This is a genomic window from Alcanivorax sp. VBW004 (genome assembly GCF_009718865.1).
GTDB lineage: Bacteria > Pseudomonadota > Gammaproteobacteria > Pseudomonadales > Alcanivoracaceae > Alcanivorax.
In genome coordinates, this window is sequence record NZ_WNHC01000001.1 from 1,318,056 (window position 1) to 1,342,421 (window position 24,366).

Below are 24,366 nucleotides of genomic sequence, written 5' to 3' on the forward strand. Positions count from 1 at the left end.
CTCCCGCGAACAAGTTAAAGGAATCACGACATGCGTTTTAACGAAGCCTGGTTGCGGGAGTGGGTAAACCCCGCCGTGGATACCGACACCCTGGTGCAGCAATTGACCATGGCCGGCCTGGAAGTGGACTCGGTGGAACCGGCCGCACCGGGTTTTACCGGCGTGGTGGTCGGGCAGGTGGAAAGCTGCGAACCGCACCCGGATGCCGACAAACTCAGTGTCTGTCAGGTGACCAATGGCACGGACACGGTGCAGGTGGTGTGTGGTGCGGCTAATGTGCGTGTAGGCCTGAAGATGCCCTTCGCCCAGGTCGGCGCGGTGCTGCCCGGTGACTTCAAGATCAAGAAAGCCAAGCTGCGCGGCCAGGAATCCAATGGCATGCTGTGCGGCGCGTCGGAACTGGGTCTGGAAGACCTGATCGATGGCCTTATGGAACTGCCGGAAGACGCCCCCGTGGGCTCCGATTTCCGCGACTACCTGAGCCTGAACGACACCGTTATCGAAGTGGACCTGACCCCTAACCGGGCTGACTGTCTGAGCCTGCGCGGTATCGCCCGGGAAGTGGGCGTGATGAACCAGAGCCCGCTCACCGAGGCAGCCATCAGCAAGGTGGCGCCGGCCATTGATGATGCATTGACCGTAACGCTGGCGGATAACGCCGGCTGCCCTCGCTACCTGGGCCGGGTCATCAAGGGCGTGGATGTCAATGCGGCCACCCCGCTGTGGATGGTGGAGCGCCTGCGCCGTGCGGGCCTGCGTACCATCGACCCCATCGTCGATGTGACCAACTATGTGTTGGTGGAGCTGGGGCAACCGTTGCATGCGTTCGATCTGGCCAAGCTCAGCGGTGGTATCACCGTACGTAAGGCCAAAACGGATGAGGCGCTTACTACCCTGGATGATCAGGAGCTGACTCTACGGGACGATACCCTGGTGATCGCGGACGACAGCGCGGCGCTTGCTCTGGCTGGGGTCATGGGCGGAAAACCGTCATCCGTGACCACGGATACCCAGGATATTTTCCTGGAATGCGCCTTCTTCGCCCCCCTGGCGATTGCCGGCAAGGCTCGCTCCTATGGGCTGCATACCGACTCCTCTCACCGCTTCGAGCGCGGTGTGGATCCGCAACTGCAGAGCGATGCCATTGAGTACGCCACCGCCCTGATCCAGCAAATTGCGGGTGGTCAGGCGGGTCCCGTCACTGAAGCGGTGGATGAAGCGCAGCTGCCCAAGCAGGCCGAGCTGACATTGCGCGCTGAGCGGATCGAAGGCTTGTTGGGCATGGGTTTGCCCGCCCAGCAGGTGGAAGACATTCTCAGCCGCCTGGGCATGGATATCTCCTCGAATGAAGACGGCCTGGGGTGGACCGTGCTGGCCCCCAGCTGGCGCTTCGACATGGCCATCGAGCAGGATTTGATCGAAGAGTTGGCGCGCATTTATGGCTACGAAAAGCTGCCCAGCCGGGTGCCGGCGGGTTCGCCTTCCGGCGAGACCGTGCCGGAACAGATCGTGGCTGTGCGTCGTCTGGCGGATACGTTGATGGATCGCGGCTATCAGGAAGCGATTACCTACACCTTTGTGGAGCCGGGCCTGTTGGCGAAAGTCGAGCCCCGCGTGGAGCCGCTGCCGTTGCTCAATCCGATCTCTGCGGATTTGGGCGTCATGCGCACCACGCTGCTGGCAGGCCTGTTCAGCACTGCGCGCCACAACCTGAACCGACAGGCTGACCGCCTGCGTCTGTTCGAAACGGGTCTACGGTTTGTGCCCACCGATGCGCCAGACGTGGAAGGCGGCCTGGAGCAGACGCCGATGATCGCCGGCCTGCTGTACGGCAGTGCCCAGCCGCAGAACTGGGAAGGCAAACGCCCGGTGGATTTCTTCGACCTGAAAGGGGACGTGGAAGCGTTGCTGGCGTTGTCCGATGCGCAGGCGTTCAGCTTTGAGCCTGCCGAGCACCCGGCGCTGCATCCGGGCCAGACCGCGGCATTGAAACGTGATGGTGAGGTGGTGGGTTTCCTGGGGCGGATTCATCCGCGCCTGGCCGCTGATCTGGATCTGCCGGGTCAATTGTACGCTTTCGAACTGGCACAGGCGCCGTTGCAACAAGGTTGCCTGCCCAGCTTTGCGGCCGTGTCTGATCAGCCTCGGATGCGTCGTGATCTGGCCTTTGTGGTGGAAGACAGCGTCCCCGCAGGGGAGCTGATCGCTGCGGTCCGCTCAGCCTGTGACGAACGTCTCACCGGGGTCAAGATTTTCGATATATATCAAGGCGATAGCATTGGTGAAAATCGTAAAAGCCTTGCTTTGGGCTTGACCTTCCAGGACCGTTCACGCACTCTTAAGGATCAAGAGGTGAATGACCTGGTGGATGCCGTAGTATCCCAGTTAAAACAACAGTTTAACGCCGCCTTAAGGGACTGAATTAAGGAAGGGCAGGGAGCTATTAATGGGAGCGCTGACCAAAGCGGATATGGCCGAGCGTTTGTTCGAAGAGTTAGGCCTGAACAAACGTGAAGCAAAAGAAATGGTGGAAATGTTTTTTGAAGAGATCCGCCATTCACTGGAAAACAATATCCCGGTGAAACTCTCCGGCTTCGGCAATTTCGATCTCAGGGACAAGAGCGAACGACCAGGGCGCAACCCGAAAACCGGTGAGGAAATCCCCATCACCGCCCGCCGGGTTGTTACCTTTCGTCCAGGACAAAAATTAAAACAACGGGTTGAGGCCTATGCTGGAACCAAGTCATAACGACGAATTGCCGGCGATTCCAGGAAAACGCTATTTCACCATCGGTGAAGTCAGCGACCTGTGTGACGTAAAGCCGCACGTGCTGCGCTACTGGGAACAGGAATTTCCCCAGCTCAAGCCCGTGAAACGCCGTGGTAATCGTCGTTACTATCAGCGCCAGGACGTGCTGATGATCCGCCAGATCCGCAGCCTGCTGTACGATCAGGGCTTCACCATCGGTGGCGCCCGTCAACAGCTATCCGGCGGCGCCAACGCGGAACAGGCCACCCAGTACCATCAGCTTATCAAGCAGATGATTGTGGAGATGGAAGAGGTCCTCGACGTGCTCAAGGCCTCCTGATCCAGCACCAACCGCTCCCCGCCATCTCCGATGGCGAAAAAGCCCCGGCAGCCTCGCTCCCGGGGCTTTTTTCATGCCCTCCGTAACCAACTGATAGCCCCGCGGCCCCAGTGGGAAATCATGCTTGCATGATGAAGAGCCTCTCTACAAAGCAACCATCCTCTGCAGGAACGCAGCGAAGCGGAGTAACGCCCGCAGGGTGAGCGCAGCGCGTACGCCTCTCGAGGCGCGAACCTGCCAGCGGCAAACCCGAGCATCCCCCTATCGCTTAAACCCTGAGCAACCAACACGTTACTGGTTCCATCCCCCAATCAAATCCGCTATTATGCTCGCCGCTTTGGTCGCTCTGTCTGCCAAGCACATCTCGGGGCGTAGCGCAGCCTGGTAGCGCACTTGCATGGGGTGCAAGGGGTCGGAGGTTCGAATCCTCCCGTCCCGACCAAATTAAGGTCGGAAAAACAAAGAGATAGGCCAGTCATGGATGACTGGCCTTTTTGGTTTTTAGGCGTCGCTTATGCTTTTCTGTGTTTCGTCACCGTTCCGTCACCGTTTCTCAATAGCTAATCCCTGTGGCTGGCCTGTCTCCTTTACTTTACGCGCCACTGACCTTTAGTTTTCCCTGATTGGTCAGGCGGTCCGTTTACAAAGGCCTGGCGCGTATTGGATGCCCGGCAAGATGGCTGAAGCTGTGCCGGATCACTCTAGAAAAGGGGTTGAGGGTACTCCATAGCTATGAGGCTGGGTGACGCTTGTAGTTGCAGCGTTGGGTGGATCACTTGGAGGTGGTGTCAGGGCGCTGAGTAGTTAGAAGTGCGAGACGCGTCAATTCGAGCATCCTCAAGGTGTCTTGCTGCCAGCTTTTTGGCTTGAGAGTCCAGGTCGTCCCTTTTGTTCGCATCGAGTTGTATGGGGTCCTGCAATCCCTGCCTTTCTAATTCCTGCCTTACAAGGTCTTTCTCTACTAGCTTTCTTATAAGTTCTTCATATTGCTTGAGAATGCCCGCATGCCTCGTATTTTCTTTCCGCAGGCGACCTAGCTCTTTGGTTTTTCTGTCCTCTACCAGTGAATTGCGCGTTTTTCTGGCGCCTTCGAGTCTTTGTTGATGCTCATTTCTCAGTTTCTCGATATGTGTTCTATCCTGGCAAATCAGAGCTGTCAGGTGGGCGCTTTGTGACACCTTTAGATATTTGGACGTACGTTTCAAAAACAGAGCTTCTTCTACGGGTAGCACAAAACTGAAAGTCCGCTTGTTTTTGTTCTTCCGGTAGCTGTAAGCATTCCATGCTCGTTTGATGCGTGCAAAAGCATCTGCCCCCAATCCGTTATTCCAAATTCTTTCCAGTGTCATCAAGGTCGGCTCGTTCTCTTCGTGGGGAGCTTTTACTGAAAGGGCTGATGGGGGGTTGTTTCGCAAATAGTGCCTGGCCCAATCTGACTTGTCCTTGTCGGAGCCAAGCCACTCTTTCGGTGGGATTGGTTTCTTCACTTTCAATGCTCCTAATGCTTGAGATTTTCATGACAAGTAAATCATACCGTATGAATTGACGTAAATATGATCATAATTGATAATGGGCAAAAATAGATATCATTTGTGCAAATATGTACCTTGGCAATGCTCTAGTATCCAGCTTTAACTGCTTGTCGTCTGAAGAGCTGCAGGCCGCTGAGCGATATTTTTTGACTGCCTTTATCTATCAATTTGGTATAGGCGAATGGGCTCAAACGTCTCTGGACCGTTTGGCGGGGAAGTTGGGAGTTAGTGAGAGATTAGCCCGTCATTCGATAGGGGTACTGGTTGACCAAGGTCTTCTTGATGCCCGGCGCGTTGAAGGTAGGACCGGAAGGCCGTCTTACGATTATCGACTTTCAAAGCTCGTTGCCGATCGGTTGAATCTCCAGGTTGGGCCAGTGAGTGTGGGACATGAGGGGCTGGTAAAGTCACTGCTCAGTATTCCCTCACCTGGAGGGTTGGAGGTCACGAGAAAGAAAGGTCGTACTTTTGGCCCTCCCAACCCTGATGCCCTGAGTGTCGGTAGCAAGCTGGTTCTTATAGTGTTGCTGACTGAGGCGGATTCCTGCGGTGTAGTCAGAAATTGTTCGACTTTTGGCTTGGCCAAGCAGGTGGGGATGTCAGTTCAAAGAGTACGCCGGCATTTGAGGAAGCTTTGGCGCTTAGGGTACATGCGAGATGTGGTTGCTGGGATTGTGAGTGATATAGGAATCGGCAAGTGCCCGAGCATCTATTTTCTCAACCTGGCTCACCCTATTTTTGAGGCTAGCTGGTGTGGTCGGGCGTTTGTCCTTCATATACAAAAAAAAGATCAGTACCACCCGGGCCGAGAGATTCCTCAGTTGATAAGGATTCTCAGTAATGGTTGTGAGGATGATTCCTACGTTGCCATTGAATATGACCGTAGAAACTATTTGTTGCCGGTGAAGTGTGAAGATGACGTTGCTAAAAGACTCAAAGATGCTGTGCTCGATGGGCTTGAAGAATATCTGCAGGCTGTTTTAGACGATTATGTAGGTCAAATATTGACCGATAGATACTTATTCATTGGCAGTCAATTTCTACCAGAACCAAGCATCAATCTGCGCTTAGAAATGGAGGCATTGCTATGTGTAAAGGAGAGAAAGGGTAGCGATGAGGCGGCCTCTAGAGCGGCGATGTTCCTATCTGGCTGGATATGGAGGGCTGCGTGCATGAAATCTGAAGTGCTAAGCAAAAAACTAGGGGTGATGCGTTTGCTTATGCCACCAGATGGTAGGATATCGATATTGCGATCAACAGAGAATGGTAAGTTGTTGATTTTAAAGGCTGTGGTTGCGCCGCCGCCAGGCAGAAATGTTACTCCGGGGATTTACCAAGGGGCTTCAATCGATTATGTAAAATCAACTAAGGAAATCAACCGTGTAGACTTGTCTACAAAAGAGCAGTATGAAATTGGCCTGCTTGTTAAGCCAAGTGTAAAGACCAAAAAGGAGGTTGTAGACACGGAAGTTGGTATTGAGGATGAGGGGTAGTTACATACCGTGGATAGCACTGATTTAAGCTGTGAATTGATGTCAGCCTTCAAGCTCAATAGTGTTATTGGTTTGTGGGCCTTCTGGGTACGATAACCCCGTTCCAGAACTCGTAATCGATTGTTTTAACTGGATAGCGCTATTTGGGCTCCCGTCTGTGGGGTAAAGGCCCTGTTGTGGGCTTTCAGTACTTGATAACCCGCTCTGAGTGTCGGTAATAGATATATATAGTCATAAAGTCACTTAGCCAGCCCACTTGTGAAGGCTGGTAAGTGCAGTTGGTTGAGTAACAGGCAGGCTGGACCAAACCAGCCTGCTCATGAGTAAATTTCAACCAGTGCGCTGGTACCTATGAAGAAACCATAGGTGCCAGACAATGAGAAAACGACATTCAAGCAACACCAACCTCAAACTCCACTATGAATCAGTCTGGGAGGGCTTGCCGGTACTGGCAAGGCCTGACCGTCCACTCGCGGTGAATTACCTCAAATCTATCCGGTCTACTTTGGACCGGGCCTTAAATGAGCATCCACGAACCTGTGTCATCCATTTCGTTGCTAGGCTGCCGTACGGTTGGTCAGGTCCCAAAGGGGGGCAGGCAAGCGGCTTCATCAACTCTCTTCGTTCGCAGATCAGGTGCGACTCGAAGCGTAAGCGCGGCCAGGGAAAACGGGTTCATGACTGCCATGTTCGTATGATCTGGTGTCGCGAGTTCGGTGGGGAAGGGCAGCCCCATTATCATATTGCCATTATGGTCAATAGGGATGCTTACTCCGCGTTGGGGCGTATCTTAGGTCAGCAAGAGCCGGACTTCCCCTGGTGGTTGGCGGAAGAACAAGCAGTTAGCAACATGGCAGAGCGTATTCAGCGAGCTTGGGGTCGCACTCTTGGTCTGACTGGGAGTCAAGGAATCGGTTTAGTCCATTTCCCTGATAGCCCGGTCCAGCTGATTTCAAAAGGATCGTCTATGTATACCGCGCAATATCATGAGGTGTTCAGGCGCATGAGCTACTTGGCAAAGGTGGATACCAAGCTTTATGACGATGGGTTTAGGAACTTTGGCTGTAGCCAGAGAGGAGGTGAGTAAGTTTTTACGTTGCTGCGCTATCGCATGAACGAATGACGAGGAGAATTTCATGCGATTCATGAGGCTAACAGAAGTGATACGAGATACCGGTCTTGGCCGTTCTTCGATCTACAAGCGTATTGCTGAGGGTGTATTCCCCAAGCCAGTACCGCTTGGTGGAAGAACGGTTGGCTGGGTATCTGATGAAATCGAGGCCTGGATTTTGGAGAGGATTGAGGAGAGGGATTGCCAGGAAGTGCCTCATTGACCGGCTATTGGGCTTTCGTGGTTCATGGATGGCTGCGAGGTTTTGTATCAGATGAAAGCAGGAGGGGGCTCCAATTTGTAATGGTAGACCCCGGTACCAATAGGACCGGGGAGGTTTAATGCCAATTGATCGAGACCTTGGAGCGTAGTAGGCGAGGAAAACGGGGACTATCCGAGAGGATGTTCTGCTCGGGTATCCACACACGACGTGACGGTGCTGTTACCAATAAGGCGCTAATCTTTCTTATACAGCACTGTCACTTTGCCGGCAGGTTTGTTCTTGCCTATCTCATAATCAGGGTTGAAAGTGGCGAGATTATGAGCGGCGATGCCAATCACTGAGGCAAAGCCAGTAACCTGGGTAAAGCCAGTCGGGATAGCGAAGCTGGCTAAGGAGGCCGCTCTGTATTCTGTGTACACGCGGCAACGTAGCCCTTTTTTTTCAATGGCTCCCTCGACTTTATTTACCACGGAGCTGATGTTCTTGACCGCGACAATTTGAAAGGAAGCTTTCTTGGCAATGAGTTCGGAGAGCTTTTCAGTAGTGATGTCTTCGGAGGTGTATTTTTCGATGTCAATATCTTTGCTCATTGAGTTGTCCTAGTTTGAGGAGATGATAAAACGGGCAGATTCGCTGCCCGTTCTAGTCAGCGACTGGGTCTTATTGAAGTATGATCAAAGCTCCGCTATTTGCTGTAGGGCATCTTCATAAGCAAATAGTGTGTCGAAGTTTTCGTTGTAAATTAGGTAGAGGGCGGACTGTATGTTCTCGTGTGGCGTTTCTTCGATGGTATCTTTGAATATGTTGGTATGATGCATGCTTCCGGAAAGCACCATGAAGCTTTCGTCCTCCATTACCACCCAGTCAATGGTTTCAAAGGCCCTGGCTCCTTTGTATTTCTCAAGAGTCTCCTGAGCCAGAGAGAGGGAGTCCTGGTTTTCTTTTTCAATCATCGAGATCTGGTTTTTTATGCTCCGGACCCCTCTTTCGTGATTTTCTATATCGGTTATTGATTGCTGTTTCACACGAGGCCAAACCGTGTAGCTGGAGCCGTTTTCTGTTTTCCTTTCAGTCCAAGAATTCCCGTTATCGATATGATTTTGGGCTTTCTTTAATAGTTGTTTTTCTCTCGCTATTTCTGATTCGAGTTCGTTTAACCTTTCCTGCAATGTGATCAGCCTGCTGTCGTTTTTTGCAGCATCGATCATTTCATTTGCTGTATCCCTGTAATTCTTTTCTATGTCCTTGAAATCACAGGTGTAACGAACGACATCTCGGCCCCGTTCGTCCTCAATGACAGACCAGTCTGTGCTCTCACAAAGCTTACGGTTATCCAGCGCCTGGCCAACCGTATATTCAGGGAGTAATTCAAGACGCCCCTCCCGGATGACGTCTATTTCAGAAGAGCACCCGGATAGGGCTGCCAGGGAAATGCATGCTAGGGCTGCTTTGAGGTTTTTCATGATGGTTCTCTTTTAAAATCTTTCCATGAGGTGATTGGCTTAAGCACCAACCACAATTAAGAGGAAACAGACGATCCAGACGATGAAGTACGCCAGGTTCTGCTTCAGGGCTTGGGTTCGTTGGTAGAGATAGACGGGCACCAGCCACACCCATCCACCAAATGTGCTGGTATCAGTGCCGGCTTTCTTGAGTCTCTTTTCATCCAGGAAAGACAGGGCGATATTGAGTATGAGAGTGATGTAAATGAAATGGCCGCTGGCAACGGCTTGCTCGGCACGGTACTCGCTGCTGTGAACCATGTAGGCCACAAAGTATTCCAGGGTGAGGCCGATCAGTGGGGCAAACGCTAGAATCCATACAACGGTGTTGTTGACTTTGGCTCCGGTTAGCGGCGGTGGGGTCGTATCATCAAGGTGTTCCCGAAGCTGGGTATCTTCGATGTTGGTCCAGTCCGCGAACCCCTTCTTCCAGACGGATGATCCGTGGCGTAGTGTGCCGTTGCTGATCAGGGTGATGAGATCGGTTTCAGAAACGCCCCCCTTCCTTTCTCCGTTGAGTTCGTAGAACCAGATCTCGTTCCCCGTGGTGCTGTTTTCCATTGTTCATTCCTTGTAGTGGCTGTCCTTCCATGGTTTTTAGCCAAGCACAGGTCGAGTGCTGTGCCTGGGAAGAGCGGTCTCCCCCAGGCGCTGTGTCCGTTGGTTTGGAAGGTGTGTCTCAGTTTGAGTGTTATGTAATTCAAGACTCGCAAAGTATTGCAACGCTGCACCTTGGGGGTCAAGTATTCCGGTACGACAGAGGTATGGCACTGCCGTAGCGTTGCTCTATCAGATTGATGGAGTGGGCGTGATGAGCTTCCCCGAGCGCCTGAAGGCGGCACGGTTGGCGTTGGGTCTGACCCAGGAGCAGTTGGGCGACGAGCTTCATGTGACCAAATCCACGATATCCGCTTGGGAAAATGGCCGTGATTCGCCCGGATTTCGTTTACTGCCGAAGTTGAAGGCGGTCCTCGGTGTATCGCTGGATCATCTGATCTGCGGTGATCAGGTTGAGGGTGCCTCAGAGCTGAAGTCCAAGTATGACGCCCAGGTACGTAATGACGCCGAAGCTCAACTGCTCAAGGGCTACCGGCGCCTGTCCGTTAAACGTCGCCAAGGCCTGCTGGCTATGATTGATTAGCCTGCCTGTTGTCCGGCCAGCTTCTGGCTGAGTCCCTGTGCCGACTGCGGTTGAGTATTGCCCGGTGGGGCCGACCCTTCCGGCACGAACTCCTCCACGACCTGTAACCCTTCCTCCTCCGAGTATTCGAACTGAGCGTTGAGCAGCCCTGCATGGGCTACCTTGTCCAGCTCTGTTTGGTTGATGCCCTGGTCTTCCCTGACCTTGGCCGTTTCCCTGGCGTGGCTGACGGCATCCTCCATGGATTGCTCAGCGCGCAGCGTCAGATCCACGTAGTAGATCGGTGCCCGGTGGCTCTGGGTAGTGCTCTTCCCGCGTAGCTTCAATTCCAGGGGTAGGGTGGCTAGGTTGCCGCCACTGATGGCATGGAAGTAGCGCAGCCGAGCAGCCAGGGTGCGGATGCTGTTGTAGCCGGTGGTCCGAAACACGAAGCAGCCCAGTCCATCCTCCTCTCCGATCCGTACATAGAGCCGCCCGTAGGGTTTGCACAGATCGTGGGCACCGAATTCGCATAGGTCGGGTGAGGGGCAGGGTAACTGCTCCAGGCCCTGGTCGGTGCGGCGTCGGCAGGTCTCCCCGTCGCCACTGCACAGGGGCCGGCCACTCTTGCGCTCGAAGAAGGTGTACTCCGCCCGCAGGTTCAGGTCCGGATCATTGAAGGGCAGGGTGACGGGAATGCTGCGTAGCTTCTTGCCTTGTACCTCCTGGCGTAGGGCCTCATCCAGTGGGTGCGGTAGCCAGCCCTCCCGGGTCTGGATCTGGGTAGTGATGGTGAATTGGTCGTCTTTCTCCGGCAGACGCTTGCCGTTCTTTTCTACTATGCGGCCAATACTGATACGGCCAATCACGGGGGGCGTAATGGCGAGTCCTTTGATCATGGGAATCTCCTGTTATAAAAAGCACAGCCGCCGGGCTGGGCCCGGCGTTTATGCTGTTAGGCGTGGGGTGTTGAGTGAGGTGATGCGAGAACGATCAGGTGTTGGGTTTGACGAGGAACCGGCGACTGCCAGCGCGATGCTTGGGGAATTGCTGCAGTAGCGCGGGCTGAGTCTTGAGCAGGGCGTCAGTGTCGAGCACTGTACTGTCCTTGCTGCGCTTCCAGCTCACCTGGCCATCCATGAAGTAAGCCCGAGCGGCGTCACCCATGCGTTGCTGGATGCGCTGCTTGAGCCGGGCTTCCCGTTCGGCCAGACGGGCTAGGCGTTCCCGGATATCCAGCATCTCACTGAAATCGCCGTTGAGTGCGGTGTCTTCAATGAGATCCAACGCTTCGCCATCGTCACGAGGGTAGAGCGCTCGCAGCGCCTGGTCGGCGGAGTCGGAGCCATCGGCCTCGGGTGGCGTATCGGTTTCCACCAAGTGCCAAAAGGCCCGTTCCAGCTCGATCAGTTGCTTGATGACGGCGTCATCCCGCTCAATGCGGTGTACCTGCAACTCCTGCCCGCAGATCAGCACCGCCACGTCCGCTGCCTGCTTGCCGGTGACGGCCAGTTGATGCTGCACCTGGCACTGGATGTACTCTGGTACGCCATCGGCCCAGAGCCTGGCGCCATTGAGGCCGGTGGTTTTGCACTCCAGGATCTGCACCTCTGGATTTCCCACTACCGAGTAATCCAGATTGGCCAGCATCCAGGGCTTGTCTGCATCCGGGTGCTGGAGCACGGCATTCACTCGCCGTACCTTGTTGCCCGTCGCCTTGGCATAGGCCTCGGCCACCTTGGGTTCAAGAAGATTGCCCCAGTACAGCGGGGTATGGATGTCGTCAGGATCGGGGGCCGGTAACAGCCCATCCCGCCCGGTCTTGATCATCCACAGCTCAAGCGGCGATTGGTACGGATTAAGTCCCACGGCCGCAGCGGCATCGCTGGCCCCGATACCTTGCTTGCGGACCTTGAGCCACTGTTCCCGGTTCATGCCCTTGGTGGACACCAGGCGCAGGGCTGGGCGGGATGAGGATTTGATGGAGCGGGGCGTGCTCATGAGTGTCCTCCTTCCAGTTGGGTCAGCCGCTCGGTAAAGCGATCATGAAGATTGATCAGCCGGTGGGTCTGGGGTGTCTGATCCGACGGGATCTCATGACTACCGCCCTGGCTGAAGAAAGTGACCACCAGCTCGGTGATCATCTGTTGGATGTCGGTGTTGGGCGGTAAATCGCCATCATTCTCGAGCAGATAGGTGCCCAGCTGTTCGCCCAGGATAGACACCACCTCGTACTCGAACACCCCAGGAAACCCTTGCGGGCCATACCAGTAGGGTTGCACCTGTTTCCAGATATCGGGGATGAAGTCACACAGGGTGCTGATCAGCTCAATGCATCCATTACCCCAGATCTCCAGAAGCCGGGTACCGCGCTCCTTGTTCAGCATCACCCCTTCATGGAGAAAGGCGCCCCAGATGGCGGCCAGATGCGGGGAGAGGGGTGGCGCAGAGAGTCTGGCTTCCGGGTTCACACGGCTATCGTGATTACGTTCTGTCATGGTCAGGCTCCAAACAATAAAAAGCCCGACCGGCACAGAGCGGGTCGGGCTTTAGTCGAGGAAAAAGAGTGAGTCGGGAATCAGTCAGGTCACCAGTTCCAGAGTCTGGCTCAGGGCCCGCTGCTTGATCTGGGCACCCTTGCCGAACCAGGCGGAATCCAGCCGGTTGTCGGTGCTGCGGGCGCGACGTTCGTGGTCCACGAACTCGGTGACTGCATTGAGCAGGCCGTAGGCCGTGTTCTTGGCTGACGGCAACTCTGCGCCGCGACCGGCCCCGTCATACAGCGCCATAGCCTTCTTCATGGCCTGTTCGTTGGGCTTCACCAGCATGTCCCCAGAGGAGTAGTTCACATCGGTGAAGACCGAACGCATGACCTTCTCGGCGGTCTTGCGGGTGATCCGTCGTTCGCTCAGCGCTTTCAAGCGATACATGAAGTCATCCCAGGCAGAGACGGAGATACCCAGCTGTTTCTTGACCGCCTGAGCATCGAAGGTGGTGTTGTGCCGGACTTTCACCGCCTGGCCGGCGCCATTGAGGGCTACCGCCAGGGTGTTGTTGCACACCACCCGGATGCTGGTGAACTGGGCAGTGGTCGCCAAGGTACCGTCACAGGCGGTGGCCAGCAGCACATAGCCGTTGGTCTGGTCATTGCCAGCCAAAGAACCTGTTTGCCCGGTGCGGGCCAGCGCCCAGAGCTTGCGGCCACCTTTAAGGACGCCAGCGGTTTCCAGTTCAAAGCCGGAGCGCTCGGTGAGGTCCCGGTAAAACTCCAGGATCTGCCGGGGCTGAACCACCTTGAAGCGGTTGCTCACTACGGACAGAGGCGCCTGATTATCTGATCGGAACAGCACCTTCTGATCCGGGAAGGATGAGATCTGTCCCAGGGATCCAGCCTCGCTGCTAATGAAGCGAACAGGAGTCTCACGGATCTCCCAGTCCATGCCGGCTTCCTGCATCCAGACATTGAGGGGCTGTTGGGCGGCGAGCTGGTTGCCCAGCCCGTGCCAGGGGGTGCGGCCTGCATAGGCCATGCTTTCGACAAGATGTGCCATGGTAAATCTCCAAGAAAAACGGTGAGCCCGAAACGGGCGGATTGGCGAATGAGAAGAGGGGGTGAGTCAGGGGTAGAGCAAAAGCAGAAGAGTGAAGGCTTAGAGCCAGCCACGCTGGGCCAGGCTGACCCACTCGGAGCGGGACACGACGAAGTGATCCAGTACCCGTACATCGATCAGGGCCAGAGCGTCCTTGAGTCGGGTGGTGATGGTGCGATCAGCCTGGGAGGGCTCACAGCACCCGGAGGGGTGGTTGTGGGCAAAGATTACGGCAGCGGCATTGCAGGCCAGCGCCTGCTGTACCACTACACGGGGATACACCGCCGCGCCATCAATGGTGCCGTTGAACAAGGGCTCGAAACTGAGCACCTTGTGTTTGTTGTTGAGGAAGATGGCCGCGAAGACCTCGTTTTTTTCCTGGGCCAGAGCCATCTGCAGGAACTGGGCAACATCGGTGGGCGCAGTGAGCGTATCTCGACCGGTGAGTTCATCCAGTAGGATGGTGGCCGCCGTACTGACAATCTCCTCGGGTTTAACACAGCCCTGCACGTGGTACAGGCCCTGCTCGTTCTTCACGAAAGTGGGAATATCCATAAAAACTCCAAAACGGCATAAAAAAGCCCGCACAAGGCGGGCTCTGGTATGTAGTGAAGGGGGGGCAAGTGCGAAATACGGGTTAATCGGTGTCGAGTCGAAAGGTGTGGCCGCAAGCCAGGCACTTCAGGTTGTCGAGAAAGGTTTGGTCGAGCTTGTCACCGAGAGCGGCACCGGCCTCTCCGCCGGCAACACCTCCGATCAGGCCGCCGATCACGGCACCGGCTATGCCGCCGAGCAGCGATCCTCCAGGGCCCGCGACATAGCCCAGCGTCATACCCACACGAGCGCCACTTGTGGCCGCCGCAACTCCACTCGCGGCACCCGCGGCTGTGCCGACAGAGCCGCATACCCTGCGCCCGGTGTGGAGCGCCGCTATCCGGATAGATTGGCAGCTGGGACATTGAATGATCATTAAACCTCCATGAAATGGGACCAGGAGGGTCATTCCTTCCTGGCTTCATGGGGGTGATATGTAGGTGAAAAAATCTGGAATCGAGACGTAGACTAGGTAACAGAAATGAAATTACTAAGTGGGAAGTCAGTTCAGGTGTGTGAATCGCCACCGGTTTGCTAGACACCTTTCAGCCATACAAAATGGTGGCCGCCGTACTGATAATCTCCTCAGGATTAACGTAGCCCTGTACGTGGTACAGGCCCAGCTCGCTCGAATATCCATAGAAACTCCAAAACGGCATGAAAAAGCCCGCACAAGGCGGGCTCTGGCATGCAGTGAAAGGGGGGGGGGTATAAAATTCATGATCAAAAGCATCGGTTTGCTGTTTTGGGTTGCAAGTAGAGCAAGTAGTGTTAGTGGGTGTAGATTCAGTATCCTTCAGGGAAAGCTCATTATAGAGCGGTCGAGATTGAACAGGCTGGACGAGACTCCAAATCATCATCCCAACTATTGATGAATTTGACTTGAAGCATAGAGAATGGAGGGTGAAGGTGTCAGTTGTCTGACCGGTCGCCGAATCGATCAGAACCAGGGATTACAACAACTGCAGTAAGGCCTCCTACCTTACTGGACGTGTAATGAACCTGTCCCTGATAACGCTCAACTATTGCGTGGACAATAGCCAGCCCCAATCCATGACCGGGTGTTTGCTCGTCCAGCCTCAATCCTCGCTTGCCCAATTGTGAGTGGGCTGTTTCTGATACGCCCGCTCCGTCGTCGCTGATGATAATTTTTAACTGCTCTTGATCTTCACTCAGCGTGAGCTCCACCCAGCGGGATGACCATTTGCCTGCGTTATCCAGCAAGTTGCCAAGGATTTCGTTCAGATCATGCTCCTCGACAGGCCAGCGATGGTTTTCAGGCAGATCCGTTGACAATTCAAAAGATTTATCGGGGTAGAGGCGGCCAAGCATCCACAGCAGATCCCGGGCCTGTTTGATCGGACATACACTTTGGCCGACCTGTGGACCCGCAAACCGGCTTCGCCGCATTTCGGCCTCAAGCTGAGCATCTATGTCGTCGAGGCGCGCCGCCATTTCCCATCTCAGCTTCTCATCGAGCGGGCGACTGGTGTCTTCCAGGATCTGTCTGACAGCCGCTATGGGGGTTTTCACGCTGTGGGAAAGGTTGGCAAGTGCGTCACGGGAGCGTTCCAGCCGGTCATCCAGTGAATCCAGCAGTCGATTGAGTTGCCGGACGAGGGGCTGGAACTCCTCCGGGCCGTCTGCGTTAATACGGGAGAGCTCGCCTGACTGAAGTTTTTTCAGGTTCATCTGAAGGCCCGCTATTGACCGCAGGGCCAGAGTGATTCCCAGCCATATGCTCCCGATCATCAGAATGACCAGTAAAACCGAGACGACGGCAGTCCAGATATGGAGTTTGGCCTGGCTCCGATGAAGCGCCTCCATATCCTCGGCAACAATGATCACGAAGGGGTTTCCGTCGACCGTGAAGGCACGGCGATACCCAAGCATTTGGGAAGGCGCAGCTGGTACCTCAGCATCCCTGGCTCTCACGGCTCCCTCCTGCCCGGAGGTGAGCAACGGCCTCAGAATCGGAGTCCAGGTCTCCGGTGAGATGGACTGCCCAGACGGAGAAGCGATGGCGATGGCGAAGGCGTGGAGGAGCACTTCCTGAAAATAGTCGCCGGTCTGGAGTGTATCAATCTGGCCACCGGATTGGCGGATCTGGTGTTCCAGAAAAGCTACCTCATCTTTCAAGCGGCGTTCTACTAAGTCCATGGTCATCCTCTCCAGCAAGGCCCCATGGATGATCCAAGCCAGTGCCATCAGACCAATGCCGGCCGGAAGCAGCAGAATCAGGAGCATCCCCCTGACTGAGCGAGGTCTAACGGCTATCGGCATCGAACAGGTACCCCTGACCACGTCGGGTCTTGATGGTGTCCGGTCCCACCAGCTTCCTGAGCCGCCGCACATACGCTTCGATCACGTTCTCGCTGGGTATGTCGTCGATGCTGTATAGCTGGTCGAGAAGCTGTTCTTTCGAGAAAACCTGCCCGGGACGACTCATCAGACATCGGAGCAAACGGAACTCCGTACCGGTCAGGCTATGTTCGGTCTCGTCACCGGCCCTTAACGTCTGGCGATTTTCGTCCAGCTCGAACCGGCCCGCTGTCAGGGTATCCATTATTCTGCCTTCGCTTCGCCGGACGATGGCGTGAAGTCGGGCAATCAGCTCTTCGGTCTGGAAAGGCTTCGCGAGGTAATCATCGGCGCCGGCCTTCAAGCCATTGACCTTGTCCTGCCAGTCTCCCCTGGCGGTCAGGATCAACACCGGGAAACTGACCTTATGCGTCCGCCACTGTTTCAGTACGTCCAGGCCGTTGCCGTCGGGCAGGCCCAGGTCAAGAATACCGGCGCGGTAACTTTCCTGCTGCCCGAGGTGCCGGGCTTCCCGCGCTGTACGGGCGGTATCCACGCTGAAACCGGCCTTTTCCAGTTGGGCGCTTAGCCCATTTGTCAGCAGGTAGTCATCTTCCACCAGAAGTAATCTCATTCCTGAACTGCCTTTCTAAATTGAGCATCAGAGTCCGTCAGTGTCGCTGCCCAAGCTGAATTGTGCCAGAACAAAAAATAATTCCGATTTTCAGCCTGGATTCAGGTTGCTGAGCGATGGTAGCAACCGCTTCTGGATATTGCTCAAGTTTTGAGTGAGACAACCCGGCCCTCAGGGCCAAAGCTGTTCAAAGGAGAAGATATATGACCGTATCAAAATTCCTCGTTGCTGCCGCAACTATCTTATTGTCGGCGACCACCTTTGCCGCTGGAACCCATGGTGGAGGACATGATCACGGCGCTGCGAGTGGTGAGCCCGGCAAAGCCTCAGAGGCCAGCCGAACCATAACAGTCGAAATGTACGACAATTACTATGAACCGGAATCAATCATCGTAAGCCCCGGGGAAACGGTGCGGTTCGTGGTGGAGAACAAGGGGAACCTCGTTCACGAGTTCAACATCGGCACACCTGAGATGCATGAGGGGCATCAGGAGGAAATGATGATGATGGTAGAGCACGGCGTGATTCAGGGCGGGAAGCTGAATCACGACATGATGAGCATGGACATGGGCAACGGAAAAACCATGAAGCATGACGATCCAAACAGCGTGTTGCTTGAGCCCGGACAGAGCAAGGAAGTTGTCTGGAAGTTTACGGAAAAAGGCGACATTGAGTTCGCATGCAACGTGCCAGGCCACTACCAGGCCGGCATGTACGGTGACGTTAACTTTGAGTAAACCGGCGTACTGACAACCCCGCGAATGCACGGGTTGGGACTGTTTTCCAGCCCTGCTTCAACGAAGTGCAGTTTGGAGTAAGAAAAAGATGAAAACACGCCTACTGACAGGACTTTTAAGCCTGCTGATGCCAGCCATGGTTATGGCTGGTGAGTACGACCTGACGGTCGACCGGGTAAAAATTGATACTGGCGATTTCGTGAAAGAAGGCATTGGATACAATGGCGTATCTCCGGGGCCGGTGATGCGCTTCAAAGAAGGCGAAAACGTCAGGATCAACGTGACCAACAATCTGGATGAGATGACGTCCATTCACTGGCACGGTCTGATCCTTCCTTTCGATCAGGATGGAGTACCAGGTATCAGTTTCCCGGGCATCAAGCCGGGTGAAACCTTTACCTACGAATTTCCCATCCAGCAAGCGGGCACCTACTGGTTCCACAGCCACTCTGGTTTTCAGGAGCCGGATGGCGCCTACGGTTCCATCGTTATCGAACCCGAGGGGCGTGAACCGTTCCGTTACGACCGCGAATACGTCGTCCAATTGACCGACAAACACCCGCATTCCGGTGATCGCATCATGCGCAACTTGAAAATGATGACTGATTATTACAACCGCGATCAGCAGACCGTGGGCGAGTTTTTCTCGGATGTGTCCGAGAACGGTTTTATGAACACAGTTCGGGATCGCATGGCCTGGGGTGGCATGCGCATGATGAAAGCAGACGTCGAAGACGTGCATGGCTTTACGGGCCTGATCAATGGTAAAGGGCCGGACCAGAACTGGACCGGACTCTTTGAGCCGGGCGAGCGCATCCGGCTGCGTTTTATCAACTCTTCGGCGATGACCTACTTCGACATCCGGATTCCCGGTCTGGATATGACGGTTGTCCAGGCTGATGGCAACAACGTTCAGCCGGTCAGTGTGGACGAGTTCCGGATCGGTGTAGCGGAAACCTACGATGTGATCGTGCGCCCGAAAGATGAGCAGGCTTATACCATTTTTGCCGAATCCATGGGACGTTCAGGCTATGCAAGAGCGACGCTGGCCCCCGAAAAGGGTATGGAAGGGTCTGTGCCACCAATGCGTGAACCAGCGCGTCTGACCATGGCTGATATGAGCGGTATGCCCGGTATGGACCATGGCAGCATGTCTGGCATGGATCATGGGAACATGGATATGAGCAGCTCGGGAGATATGTCCGGGATGGACCACTCCAACATGGGCAGCATGGATCATTCCAATATGGAAGGTATGGATCATTCCAACATGAAAGATATGGATCATTCGGGCATGTCCGGCATGGACCATGGTTCCATGGCGATGGGGACAGAAGAAAAAAGCGATCCTTTTTACGCCAAGGGCAGTGGCCTCATGCCCAAAGCTGCCAATGGCGGAAAGTTCCTCTCTTACGCTGACCTGAAGGCTCAGGATCCGTTGTATGAAGTTCGCGAGCCGACCCGGGAAATTGAGCTTCGTTTGACCGGCAATATGGAGCGGTATACCTGGAGCATTAATGGCGTCAAGTATGAAGACGCCGATCCGATTCGTCTCAAATACGGTGAGCGGGTCCGTTTCAAGTTTGTCAACGAAACCATGATGACTCACCCCATGCACCTGCACGGTATGTGGTCCATCCTTGATGTTGGCGCAGGCCAGTGGAACCCGATCAAACACACGGTCAGTGTGCAGCCCGGCACCACCGTTTACATGGAAACCGAGGTCGACGCGCCCGGTCAGTGGGCGTTCCACTGTCACCTGTCCTATCACGCGGCCGCTGGTATGTTCCGCAAGGTCATTGTTGAAGGTGGGCCAGAGTCGACGCAGGCCAAAACAGACGTGATTGCCAAAGATGGAGGTGAGGTATGAGCTGTATTCGATCAATTGTCGCAGTCAGCTTCCTTGCCTCTATTGGTGTCTCAACGGCGGTGACAGCTCAGGAAATGATCTCCGACACCACCGCTCGTAAACAGCCGCTCACAACCTGGGGTGTTCAATTCGAGGAGTTTGAATACCGCTACAGCGACGATGACGAGGAACTGGGCGTCTGGAATGCGGATGCTTTCTATGGCACCGACGAGTTCAAAGTCCGGTTGCTCACAACCGGGGAGTACGAGATAGAGGAGCAGGCCTACGAAACACTGGAAAACCAGCTGGTCGGCCAGATCCCCATCTCCAAGTTCTTCGACGCCAAAGCGGGCGTACGTTTCGATACGCCCGAGGGGCCGGACCGTACATATGCCGTTCTCGGTGTAGCCGGGCTGGCTCCCCAATGGTTTGAGATCGATGCAAACCTGTATGTCAGTAAGGATGGCGATACGTCAGCCGAACTGGATGCAGAGTACGAGCTGCTTCTCACCAACTACTGGATTCTGGCGGCAACGCTGGATGCCACGGTTGCGTTTAGCGAGGACCGGGAAATTGGCGTTGGTAAAGGACTGGTTTCTACCGAAACCGGACTCAGGTTGAGCTATGATCTGATCGACCGTGCGTTCTCGCCTTATGTGGGCGTGGTGCATGAGCGCAAATACGGCGATAGTGCCGACTTTGCCGAAGCGGACGGCGGCAGTACAGCAGATTGGTTTGCTGTGATTGGAGCGCGCATCGCACTCTGATCAGGTACTTAGGGGCTAAAGATATTTCTTTGGCCCGTTTTTCTCGACATTGATGCAAGTGAGATCTACCCAAGCTAGCATTGGCTATTTATTGAGTATCAAACGCCGTTCAAAACAACAGGAGGTTGTATGAGCAGCACGCACGACAGAACCACGCGCTATCAGAAAGGCAGTCTTACACTTCCGGGAACTGTTATGCTGGGCACCGGTGTCATGATTGGCGCCGGTATCTTCGCCCTTACCGGGCAGATGGCGCAGATGACTGGCGTTCTTTTCCCGTTGGCGTTTCTGGCCGCGGCGGTAATCGTAAGCTTCAGTGCCTATTCCTACATCAAAATTTCCAATGCCTACCCGTCAGCCGGGGGCATAGGCATGTACCTGCACAAAGCCTATGGCAATCGGTTACCGACGGCTTTCAATGCTTTGCTGATGTATTTCTCGATGGTGATTGCCCAGAGCTTTCTTGCGCGAACCTTCGGTTCTTACACCATGCAACTGTTCGATGGCGATGAAAGTGGCCGCATGGTGCCCATTCTTGGCGTCTCACTAATTCTGGCCGCGTTTCTGATCAATCTGTTGGGCAACCGAATGATTCAGGGCGTGGCTTCCTTTATAGGTATCCTGAAGATCGGAGGCATTCTGGTTTTCGGGATGGTGGGTATCTGGATTGCCGACAGTGTTTCTGTTGATTTCTCTAGCCCCGGTGAGGCTGGAACCTTTGGCAATTTCCTGGGGGCAACGGCCCTTGGCATTCTGGCCTTCAAAGGTTTTACCACCATCACCAACAGCGGCTCGGAAGTCATAGACCCCAAGAGAAACGTGGGGCGAGCGATTATTATTTCCATCGCAGCCTGCGTGGTGATCTACACCCTGGTCGGTTTCGCCGTTGCCAGTAACCTGTCCCTGGCGGAAATCATCAAAACGCAGGACTACTCTCTGGCGGCCGCTGCGCGTCCCGCATTGGGCGACTACGGCGTCTGGTTTACCGTCGCCATTGCGATGATGGCCACCGCCGGTGGCATTCTGGCCAGTATTTTCGCCGTCTCACGCATGTTGGCCATGCTGACTGAAATGAAGCTGGTCCCCCACAGTCATTTCGGCATGCCCGGTAGCATCCAGAAGCACACGCTGGTTTATACCGTGGTGCTTGGGCTTATCCTCACGGCCTTCTTCGACCTGTCCCGAATTGCAGCGCTGGGCATCATTTTTTACCTGATCATGGACATTGCTATCCATTGGGGCGTTCTGCGCTATTTACGGGAGGATGTGAAGGCCAATGTGTGGGTGCCCACGGTGGCAATTGTTCTGGATTTGCTCGCTCTTGGTGGCTTCGTTTGGGTCAAACTGAATACTGACCTGTTTGTTATTGGCGTGGCGGTTGTCACCATGATTGTTATCGCAGTGGCCGAGCAACTGTTCCTGAAAAAGGCCACAGAAGCCGAAGAAGCGGGACACAAAGAATCTCATGCTCATCATCACTAATCACCAGAACTCGATAGGGAGGGATCGGCCATGACGGCTGAGCACACGGTCAAAGATCCTGTTTGCGGCATGTCGGTGAATCCACACTCGGCGGAACATCGCAGCGAGCATGGCGGGAAAACCTGGTATTTCTGTTCTTCGGGGTGCAAATCGAAGTTTGACGGCGACCCGGGACACTACCTCAGTGGAGAACAGAAACAGGACGAACCCGTGGCTCCGGGCACCATGTACACCTGCCCGATGCATCCGGAAATTCGCCAGCAGGGCCCCGGAGATTGCCCTATCTGTGGTATGGCCCTGGAGCCCGAGCAGGTAAGTCTGGATGACGGGCCCTCGGCAGAGCTCAAAGACATGACCCGTCGATTTTGGATTGGCCTGGTGCTGGCCCTGCCGGTATTGGTGCTGGAAATGGGCGGACATCTCACCGGCCTTGACCAGATCGTTGCCCCACAAATGTCCAACTGGATTCAACTGGTGTTGGCGACGCCAGTAGTGGCCTGGTGTGGCTGGCCTTTCTTTGTCAGAGGCTGGAAGTCCGTCGTCAGCCGCAATCTGAACATGTTCACGCTCATTGCCATTGGTACTGGCGTGGCGCTGATCTACAGCCTGGTGGCGACACTGGCGCCCCAGATTTTCCCCGACGCCTTTCGGCAGGAAGACGGTTCTGTCGCCGTCTACTTCGAGGCGGCTGCGGTCATCGTGGTGCTGGTTCTGTTAGGCCAGGTGCTTGAACTGCGGGCCCGGGAGAAAACCTCGGGCGCGATCAAGGCGCTGCTGGATCTGGCACCGGCGACGGCCCGAAAGCTGGATGACCAGGGCGACGAGTCCGATGTGTCGCTGGATCAGGTCAAGGTGGGTGATCGCCTGCGAGTGCGCCCGGGGGACAAGGTGCCGCTGGACGGTGAGTTACTTGAAGGCAGCTCCAACGTGGATGAGTCCATGGTGACCGGTGAGCCTCTTGCAGTCAGCAAAAAGTCTGGCGACCAAGTGATTGGCGGCAGTATTAACCAACAGGGCAGCTTTATCATGCGGGCCGACAAGGTTGGCCGGGACACCATGCTTTCCCAAATCGTGCAGATGGTGGCTAGCGCCCAACGCAGCCGCGCACCGATCCAGGGGCTTGCCGATAAGGTGGCGAGCTGGTTTGTGCCCACCGTGATCCTAATTGCCATTGTTGCCTTTATAGCCTGGTCATTCCTTGGGCCGACACCGCCCATGGCGTTCGGGCTGATTGCGGCGGTCAGTGTTCTGATCATTGCCTGCCCTTGCGCACTGGGTCTGGCAACGCCGATGTCGATCATGGTAGGTGTTGGCCGCGGCGCCCAAAGTGGTGTGCTGATCCGCGATGCGGAAGCCCTTGAACGCATGGAAAAGGTAGATACGGTGGTAGTGGATAAGACCGGCACGTTGACAGAGGGGCAGCCACAAATCACCCGAATTGTTACAGCGAATGGGTACGATGACGATGCTTTGATGCGTTTTGCGGGCGGACTCGAGAAAGGCAGTGAGCATCCACTGGCCCACGCCATTCTGGACAAAGCCAAGGGCATGGAGCTGAAGCTGCCGGATGCGGAAGACTTCGATTCTCCCAACGGTAAAGGGGTAACAGGAAAAATCGACGGCAAGCGGGTGCTGCTTGGTAATCGTCTTCTCATGGAGTCGGAGAATGTCGACACCACTAAATTTGACAGCGATGCCGACGAGCATCGCAAAGATGGTGCTACCGTGATTTTTGCCGCCGTCGATGGAAAAATCGCTGGGCTGTTGGCCATCTCCGATCCCATCAAGAGAACGACCCACGCTGCTATTGTCGCGCTGCAAAAAGACGGCATTCGAGTGGTCATGCTGACTGGCGATAACTACACCTCGGCCGAGGCGGTTGCTCGCAAATTGCATATCGATGAAGTGGAAGCGGAGGTACTGCCGGAAGATAAGGGCAAGATCGTCCAGCGTCTGAAAGATGAAGGGGGTGTTGTCGTGATGGCGGGTGATGGCGTTAACGACGCGCCTGCATTGGCAACGGCGGACGTGGGGGTGGCCATGGGCACCGGCACAGATGTGGCCATCGAAAGCGCGGGCATTACGCTGCTGCGCGGCGACTTGATGGGTATTGTAGAAGCGCGTCGTCTGTCGCTGGCGACCATGCGCAATATCCGACAGAACCTGTTCTTTGCTTTTGTGTACAACTCCGCGGGCGTTCCGATTGCGGCGGGGGTTTTGTACCCGTTCTTCGGGATACTGCTTTCACCGATCTTCGCGGCTGCTGCAATGTCGCTGTCGTCTTTCAGCGTGATTGTGAATGCATTGCGCCTGCGAGTTATCAAGCTTGGCCCTAAGTAATA

The 24,366-nt window shown here is 55.1% G+C and carries 24 protein-coding genes and 1 tRNA gene; 13 read left to right on the top strand and 12 right to left on the bottom strand.

All coding sequences use genetic code 11. The features are described from left to right. The first annotated feature begins 30 nt into the window (after positions 1-30). From pheT to F1529_RS06015, 4 genes are all read left to right on the top strand, one after another. The gene (pheT, locus tag F1529_RS06000) at positions 31-2,421 is read left to right on the top strand and encodes a phenylalanine--tRNA ligase subunit beta (RefSeq protein ID WP_155132996.1); all 2,391 of its coding nucleotides are present in this window, start codon (positions 31-33) and stop codon (positions 2,419-2,421) included. A gap of 25 nt (positions 2,422-2,446) precedes the next feature. Beyond that, positions 2,447-2,749 (top strand): integration host factor subunit alpha, encoded by a 303-nt coding sequence (gene ihfA / locus F1529_RS06005; protein ID WP_007151347.1) that lies wholly within the window; start codon positions 2,447-2,449, stop codon positions 2,747-2,749. Then, on the top strand, positions 2,730-3,089 hold the full coding sequence (locus tag F1529_RS06010; RefSeq protein ID WP_007149838.1) for a MerR family transcriptional regulator: 360 nt from the start codon (positions 2,730-2,732) through the stop codon (positions 3,087-3,089). The genes ihfA and F1529_RS06010 overlap by 20 nt, the downstream gene beginning before the upstream one ends. 365 nt (positions 3,090-3,454) lie before the next feature. Next, positions 3,455-3,531, top strand: a tRNA-Pro gene (locus tag F1529_RS06015). Between the two features lie 346 nt (positions 3,532-3,877). Here F1529_RS06015 and F1529_RS06020 read toward each other — a convergent pair. Further along, complete coding sequence (locus F1529_RS06020) at positions 3,878-4,576, bottom strand: hypothetical protein (RefSeq protein ID WP_035249049.1); 699 nt, start codon at positions 4,574-4,576, stop codon at positions 3,878-3,880. 152 nt (positions 4,577-4,728) lie between these two features. Between F1529_RS06020 and F1529_RS06025 the strand changes: the two genes are divergently transcribed. The 3 genes from F1529_RS06025 (at position 4,729) to F1529_RS06035 (ending at position 7,448) form a co-directional block, all read left to right on the top strand. Next, positions 4,729-6,114 (top strand): winged helix-turn-helix transcriptional regulator, encoded by a 1,386-nt coding sequence (locus F1529_RS06025; protein ID WP_230457724.1) that lies wholly within the window; start codon positions 4,729-4,731, stop codon positions 6,112-6,114. 376 nt (positions 6,115-6,490) lie between these two features. Next, the gene (locus tag F1529_RS17775) at positions 6,491-7,201 is read left to right on the top strand and encodes an inovirus Gp2 family protein (RefSeq protein WP_082844632.1); all 711 of its coding nucleotides are present in this window, start codon (positions 6,491-6,493) and stop codon (positions 7,199-7,201) included. Positions 7,202-7,250: 49 nt separating this feature from the next. Next, positions 7,251-7,448, top strand: coding sequence for an AlpA family transcriptional regulator (locus tag F1529_RS06035; protein ID WP_063508261.1), 198 nt, complete (start codon positions 7,251-7,253; stop codon positions 7,446-7,448). Positions 7,449-7,681: 233 nt separating this feature from the next. Here the strand turns inward: F1529_RS06035 and F1529_RS06040 are convergent, their stop codons facing one another. From F1529_RS06040 to F1529_RS06050, 3 genes are all read right to left on the bottom strand, one after another. Continuing rightward, positions 7,682-8,038 carry a hypothetical protein gene (locus tag F1529_RS06040; RefSeq protein ID WP_063508260.1) on the bottom strand — a complete coding sequence of 119 codons (357 nt, stop codon included), beginning with the start codon at positions 8,036-8,038 and terminating at the stop codon, positions 7,682-7,684. An 84-nt stretch (positions 8,039-8,122) separates the two neighbouring features. Next, positions 8,123-8,911 carry a hypothetical protein gene (locus F1529_RS06045; RefSeq protein ID WP_063509631.1) on the bottom strand — a complete coding sequence of 263 codons (789 nt, stop codon included), beginning with the start codon at positions 8,909-8,911 and terminating at the stop codon, positions 8,123-8,125. Positions 8,912-8,950: 39 nt separating this feature from the next. Beyond that, a complete protein-coding gene (locus tag F1529_RS06050) occupies positions 8,951-9,511 on the bottom strand; it encodes a DUF4339 domain-containing protein (RefSeq protein ID WP_063509630.1) in 561 nt (186 codons plus the stop codon). Between the two features lie 250 nt (positions 9,512-9,761). On the opposite strand from F1529_RS06050, the gene F1529_RS06055 reads away from it, so the two are divergent. Beyond that, a complete protein-coding gene (locus F1529_RS06055; protein ID WP_230457725.1) occupies positions 9,762-10,091 on the top strand; it encodes a helix-turn-helix domain-containing protein in 330 nt (109 codons plus the stop codon). Here F1529_RS06055 and F1529_RS06060 read toward each other — a convergent pair. The 8 genes from F1529_RS06060 to F1529_RS06095 all read right to left on the bottom strand — a co-directional run bounded on the left by F1529_RS06060 (position 10,088) and on the right by F1529_RS06095 (position 17,189). After that, a complete protein-coding gene (locus F1529_RS06060) occupies positions 10,088-10,969 on the bottom strand; it encodes a hypothetical protein (RefSeq protein ID WP_063508771.1) in 882 nt (293 codons plus the stop codon). The genes F1529_RS06055 and F1529_RS06060 overlap by 4 nt on opposite strands. A 94-nt stretch (positions 10,970-11,063) precedes the next feature. Continuing rightward, on the bottom strand, positions 11,064-12,071 hold the full coding sequence (locus F1529_RS06065; protein WP_063508770.1) for a YqaJ viral recombinase family protein: 1,008 nt from the start codon (positions 12,069-12,071) through the stop codon (positions 11,064-11,066). Then, positions 12,068-12,568, bottom strand: coding sequence for a hypothetical protein (locus F1529_RS06070; protein ID WP_230457726.1), 501 nt, complete (start codon positions 12,566-12,568; stop codon positions 12,068-12,070). Before F1529_RS06070 ends, F1529_RS06065 begins: the two co-directional genes overlap by 4 nt. 84 nt (positions 12,569-12,652) lie before the next feature. Next, positions 12,653-13,621, bottom strand: a complete 969-nt coding sequence (locus F1529_RS06075) for a DUF932 domain-containing protein (protein ID WP_063508769.1) — start codon at positions 13,619-13,621, stop codon at positions 12,653-12,655. Between the two features lie 99 nt (positions 13,622-13,720). Beyond that, positions 13,721-14,215, bottom strand: coding sequence for a RadC family protein (locus F1529_RS06080; RefSeq protein WP_062817356.1), 495 nt, complete (start codon positions 14,213-14,215; stop codon positions 13,721-13,723). A gap of 82 nt (positions 14,216-14,297) precedes the next feature. Next, complete coding sequence (locus F1529_RS17585) at positions 14,298-14,492, bottom strand: hypothetical protein (protein WP_230457875.1); 195 nt, start codon at positions 14,490-14,492, stop codon at positions 14,298-14,300. A 674-nt stretch (positions 14,493-15,166) separates the two neighbouring features. After that, complete coding sequence (locus F1529_RS06090; protein WP_011588647.1) at positions 15,167-16,501, bottom strand: ATP-binding protein; 1,335 nt, start codon at positions 16,499-16,501, stop codon at positions 15,167-15,169. A gap of 19 nt (positions 16,502-16,520) precedes the next feature. Next, a complete protein-coding gene (locus F1529_RS06095) occupies positions 16,521-17,189 on the bottom strand; it encodes a response regulator transcription factor (RefSeq protein WP_007151491.1) in 669 nt (222 codons plus the stop codon). Positions 17,190-17,392: 203 nt separating this feature from the next. Between F1529_RS06095 and F1529_RS06100 the strand changes: the two genes are divergently transcribed. The 5 genes from F1529_RS06100 to F1529_RS06120 all read left to right on the top strand — a co-directional run bounded on the left by F1529_RS06100 (position 17,393) and on the right by F1529_RS06120 (position 24,364). Then, complete coding sequence (locus F1529_RS06100) at positions 17,393-17,926, top strand: plastocyanin/azurin family copper-binding protein (protein WP_022985569.1); 534 nt, start codon at positions 17,393-17,395, stop codon at positions 17,924-17,926. 88 nt (positions 17,927-18,014) lie between these two features. Continuing rightward, positions 18,015-19,796 (top strand): copper resistance system multicopper oxidase, encoded by a 1,782-nt coding sequence (locus F1529_RS06105; RefSeq protein ID WP_063508768.1) that lies wholly within the window; start codon positions 18,015-18,017, stop codon positions 19,794-19,796. Next, positions 19,793-20,542, top strand: a complete 750-nt coding sequence (locus tag F1529_RS06110; RefSeq protein ID WP_011588644.1) for a copper resistance protein B — start codon at positions 19,793-19,795, stop codon at positions 20,540-20,542. The genes F1529_RS06105 and F1529_RS06110 overlap by 4 nt, the downstream gene beginning before the upstream one ends. A gap of 129 nt (positions 20,543-20,671) precedes the next feature. Next, positions 20,672-22,024: an APC family permease gene (locus F1529_RS06115; protein WP_082844683.1), complete on the top strand. Its 1,353-nt coding sequence runs from the start codon at positions 20,672-20,674 to the stop codon at positions 22,022-22,024. Between the two features lie 30 nt (positions 22,025-22,054). Then, on the top strand, positions 22,055-24,364 hold the full coding sequence (locus tag F1529_RS06120; protein ID WP_063508766.1) for a heavy metal translocating P-type ATPase: 2,310 nt from the start codon (positions 22,055-22,057) through the stop codon (positions 24,362-24,364). The last annotated feature ends 2 nt before the right edge of the window (positions 24,365-24,366 follow it).

Coding starts and splice junctions, on each gene's coding strand:
- F1529_RS06080 (WP_062817356.1), bottom strand. CDS start 14,215: ATGGATATTCCCACTTTCGTGAAGAACGAGCAGGGCCTGTACCACGTG.
- F1529_RS06055 (WP_230457725.1), top strand. CDS start 9,762: ATGAGCTTCCCCGAGCGCCTGAAGGCGGCACGGTTGGCGTTGGGTCTG.
- F1529_RS06100 (WP_022985569.1), top strand. CDS start 17,393: ATGACCGTATCAAAATTCCTCGTTGCTGCCGCAACTATCTTATTGTCG.
- F1529_RS06115 (WP_082844683.1), top strand. CDS start 20,672: ATGAGCAGCACGCACGACAGAACCACGCGCTATCAGAAAGGCAGTCTT.
- F1529_RS06010 (WP_007149838.1), top strand. CDS start 2,730: ATGCTGGAACCAAGTCATAACGACGAATTGCCGGCGATTCCAGGAAAA.
- F1529_RS17775 (WP_082844632.1), top strand. CDS start 6,491: ATGAGAAAACGACATTCAAGCAACACCAACCTCAAACTCCACTATGAA.
- F1529_RS06045 (WP_063509631.1), bottom strand. CDS start 8,911: ATGAAAAACCTCAAAGCAGCCCTAGCATGCATTTCCCTGGCAGCCCTA.
- F1529_RS06035 (WP_063508261.1), top strand. CDS start 7,251: ATGCGATTCATGAGGCTAACAGAAGTGATACGAGATACCGGTCTTGGC.
- F1529_RS06060 (WP_063508771.1), bottom strand. CDS start 10,969: ATGATCAAAGGACTCGCCATTACGCCCCCCGTGATTGGCCGTATCAGT.
- F1529_RS17585 (WP_230457875.1), bottom strand. CDS start 14,492: ATGACGCTGGGCTATGTCGCGGGCCCTGGAGGATCGCTGCTCGGCGGC.
- F1529_RS06050 (WP_063509630.1), bottom strand. CDS start 9,511: ATGGAAAACAGCACCACGGGGAACGAGATCTGGTTCTACGAACTCAAC.
- F1529_RS06040 (WP_063508260.1), bottom strand. CDS start 8,038: ATGAGCAAAGATATTGACATCGAAAAATACACCTCCGAAGACATCACT.
- pheT (WP_155132996.1), top strand. CDS start 31: ATGCGTTTTAACGAAGCCTGGTTGCGGGAGTGGGTAAACCCCGCCGTG.
- F1529_RS06110 (WP_011588644.1), top strand. CDS start 19,793: ATGAGCTGTATTCGATCAATTGTCGCAGTCAGCTTCCTTGCCTCTATT.
- F1529_RS06070 (WP_230457726.1), bottom strand. CDS start 12,568: ATGACAGAACGTAATCACGATAGCCGTGTGAACCCGGAAGCCAGACTC.
- F1529_RS06090 (WP_011588647.1), bottom strand. CDS start 16,501: ATGCTCCTGATTCTGCTGCTTCCGGCCGGCATTGGTCTGATGGCACTG.
- F1529_RS06095 (WP_007151491.1), bottom strand. CDS start 17,189: ATGAGATTACTTCTGGTGGAAGATGACTACCTGCTGACAAATGGGCTA.
- F1529_RS06075 (WP_063508769.1), bottom strand. CDS start 13,621: ATGGCACATCTTGTCGAAAGCATGGCCTATGCAGGCCGCACCCCCTGG.
- F1529_RS06120 (WP_063508766.1), top strand. CDS start 22,055: ATGACGGCTGAGCACACGGTCAAAGATCCTGTTTGCGGCATGTCGGTG.
- F1529_RS06065 (WP_063508770.1), bottom strand. CDS start 12,071: ATGAGCACGCCCCGCTCCATCAAATCCTCATCCCGCCCAGCCCTGCGC.
- ihfA (WP_007151347.1), top strand. CDS start 2,447: ATGGGAGCGCTGACCAAAGCGGATATGGCCGAGCGTTTGTTCGAAGAG.
- F1529_RS06105 (WP_063508768.1), top strand. CDS start 18,015: ATGAAAACACGCCTACTGACAGGACTTTTAAGCCTGCTGATGCCAGCC.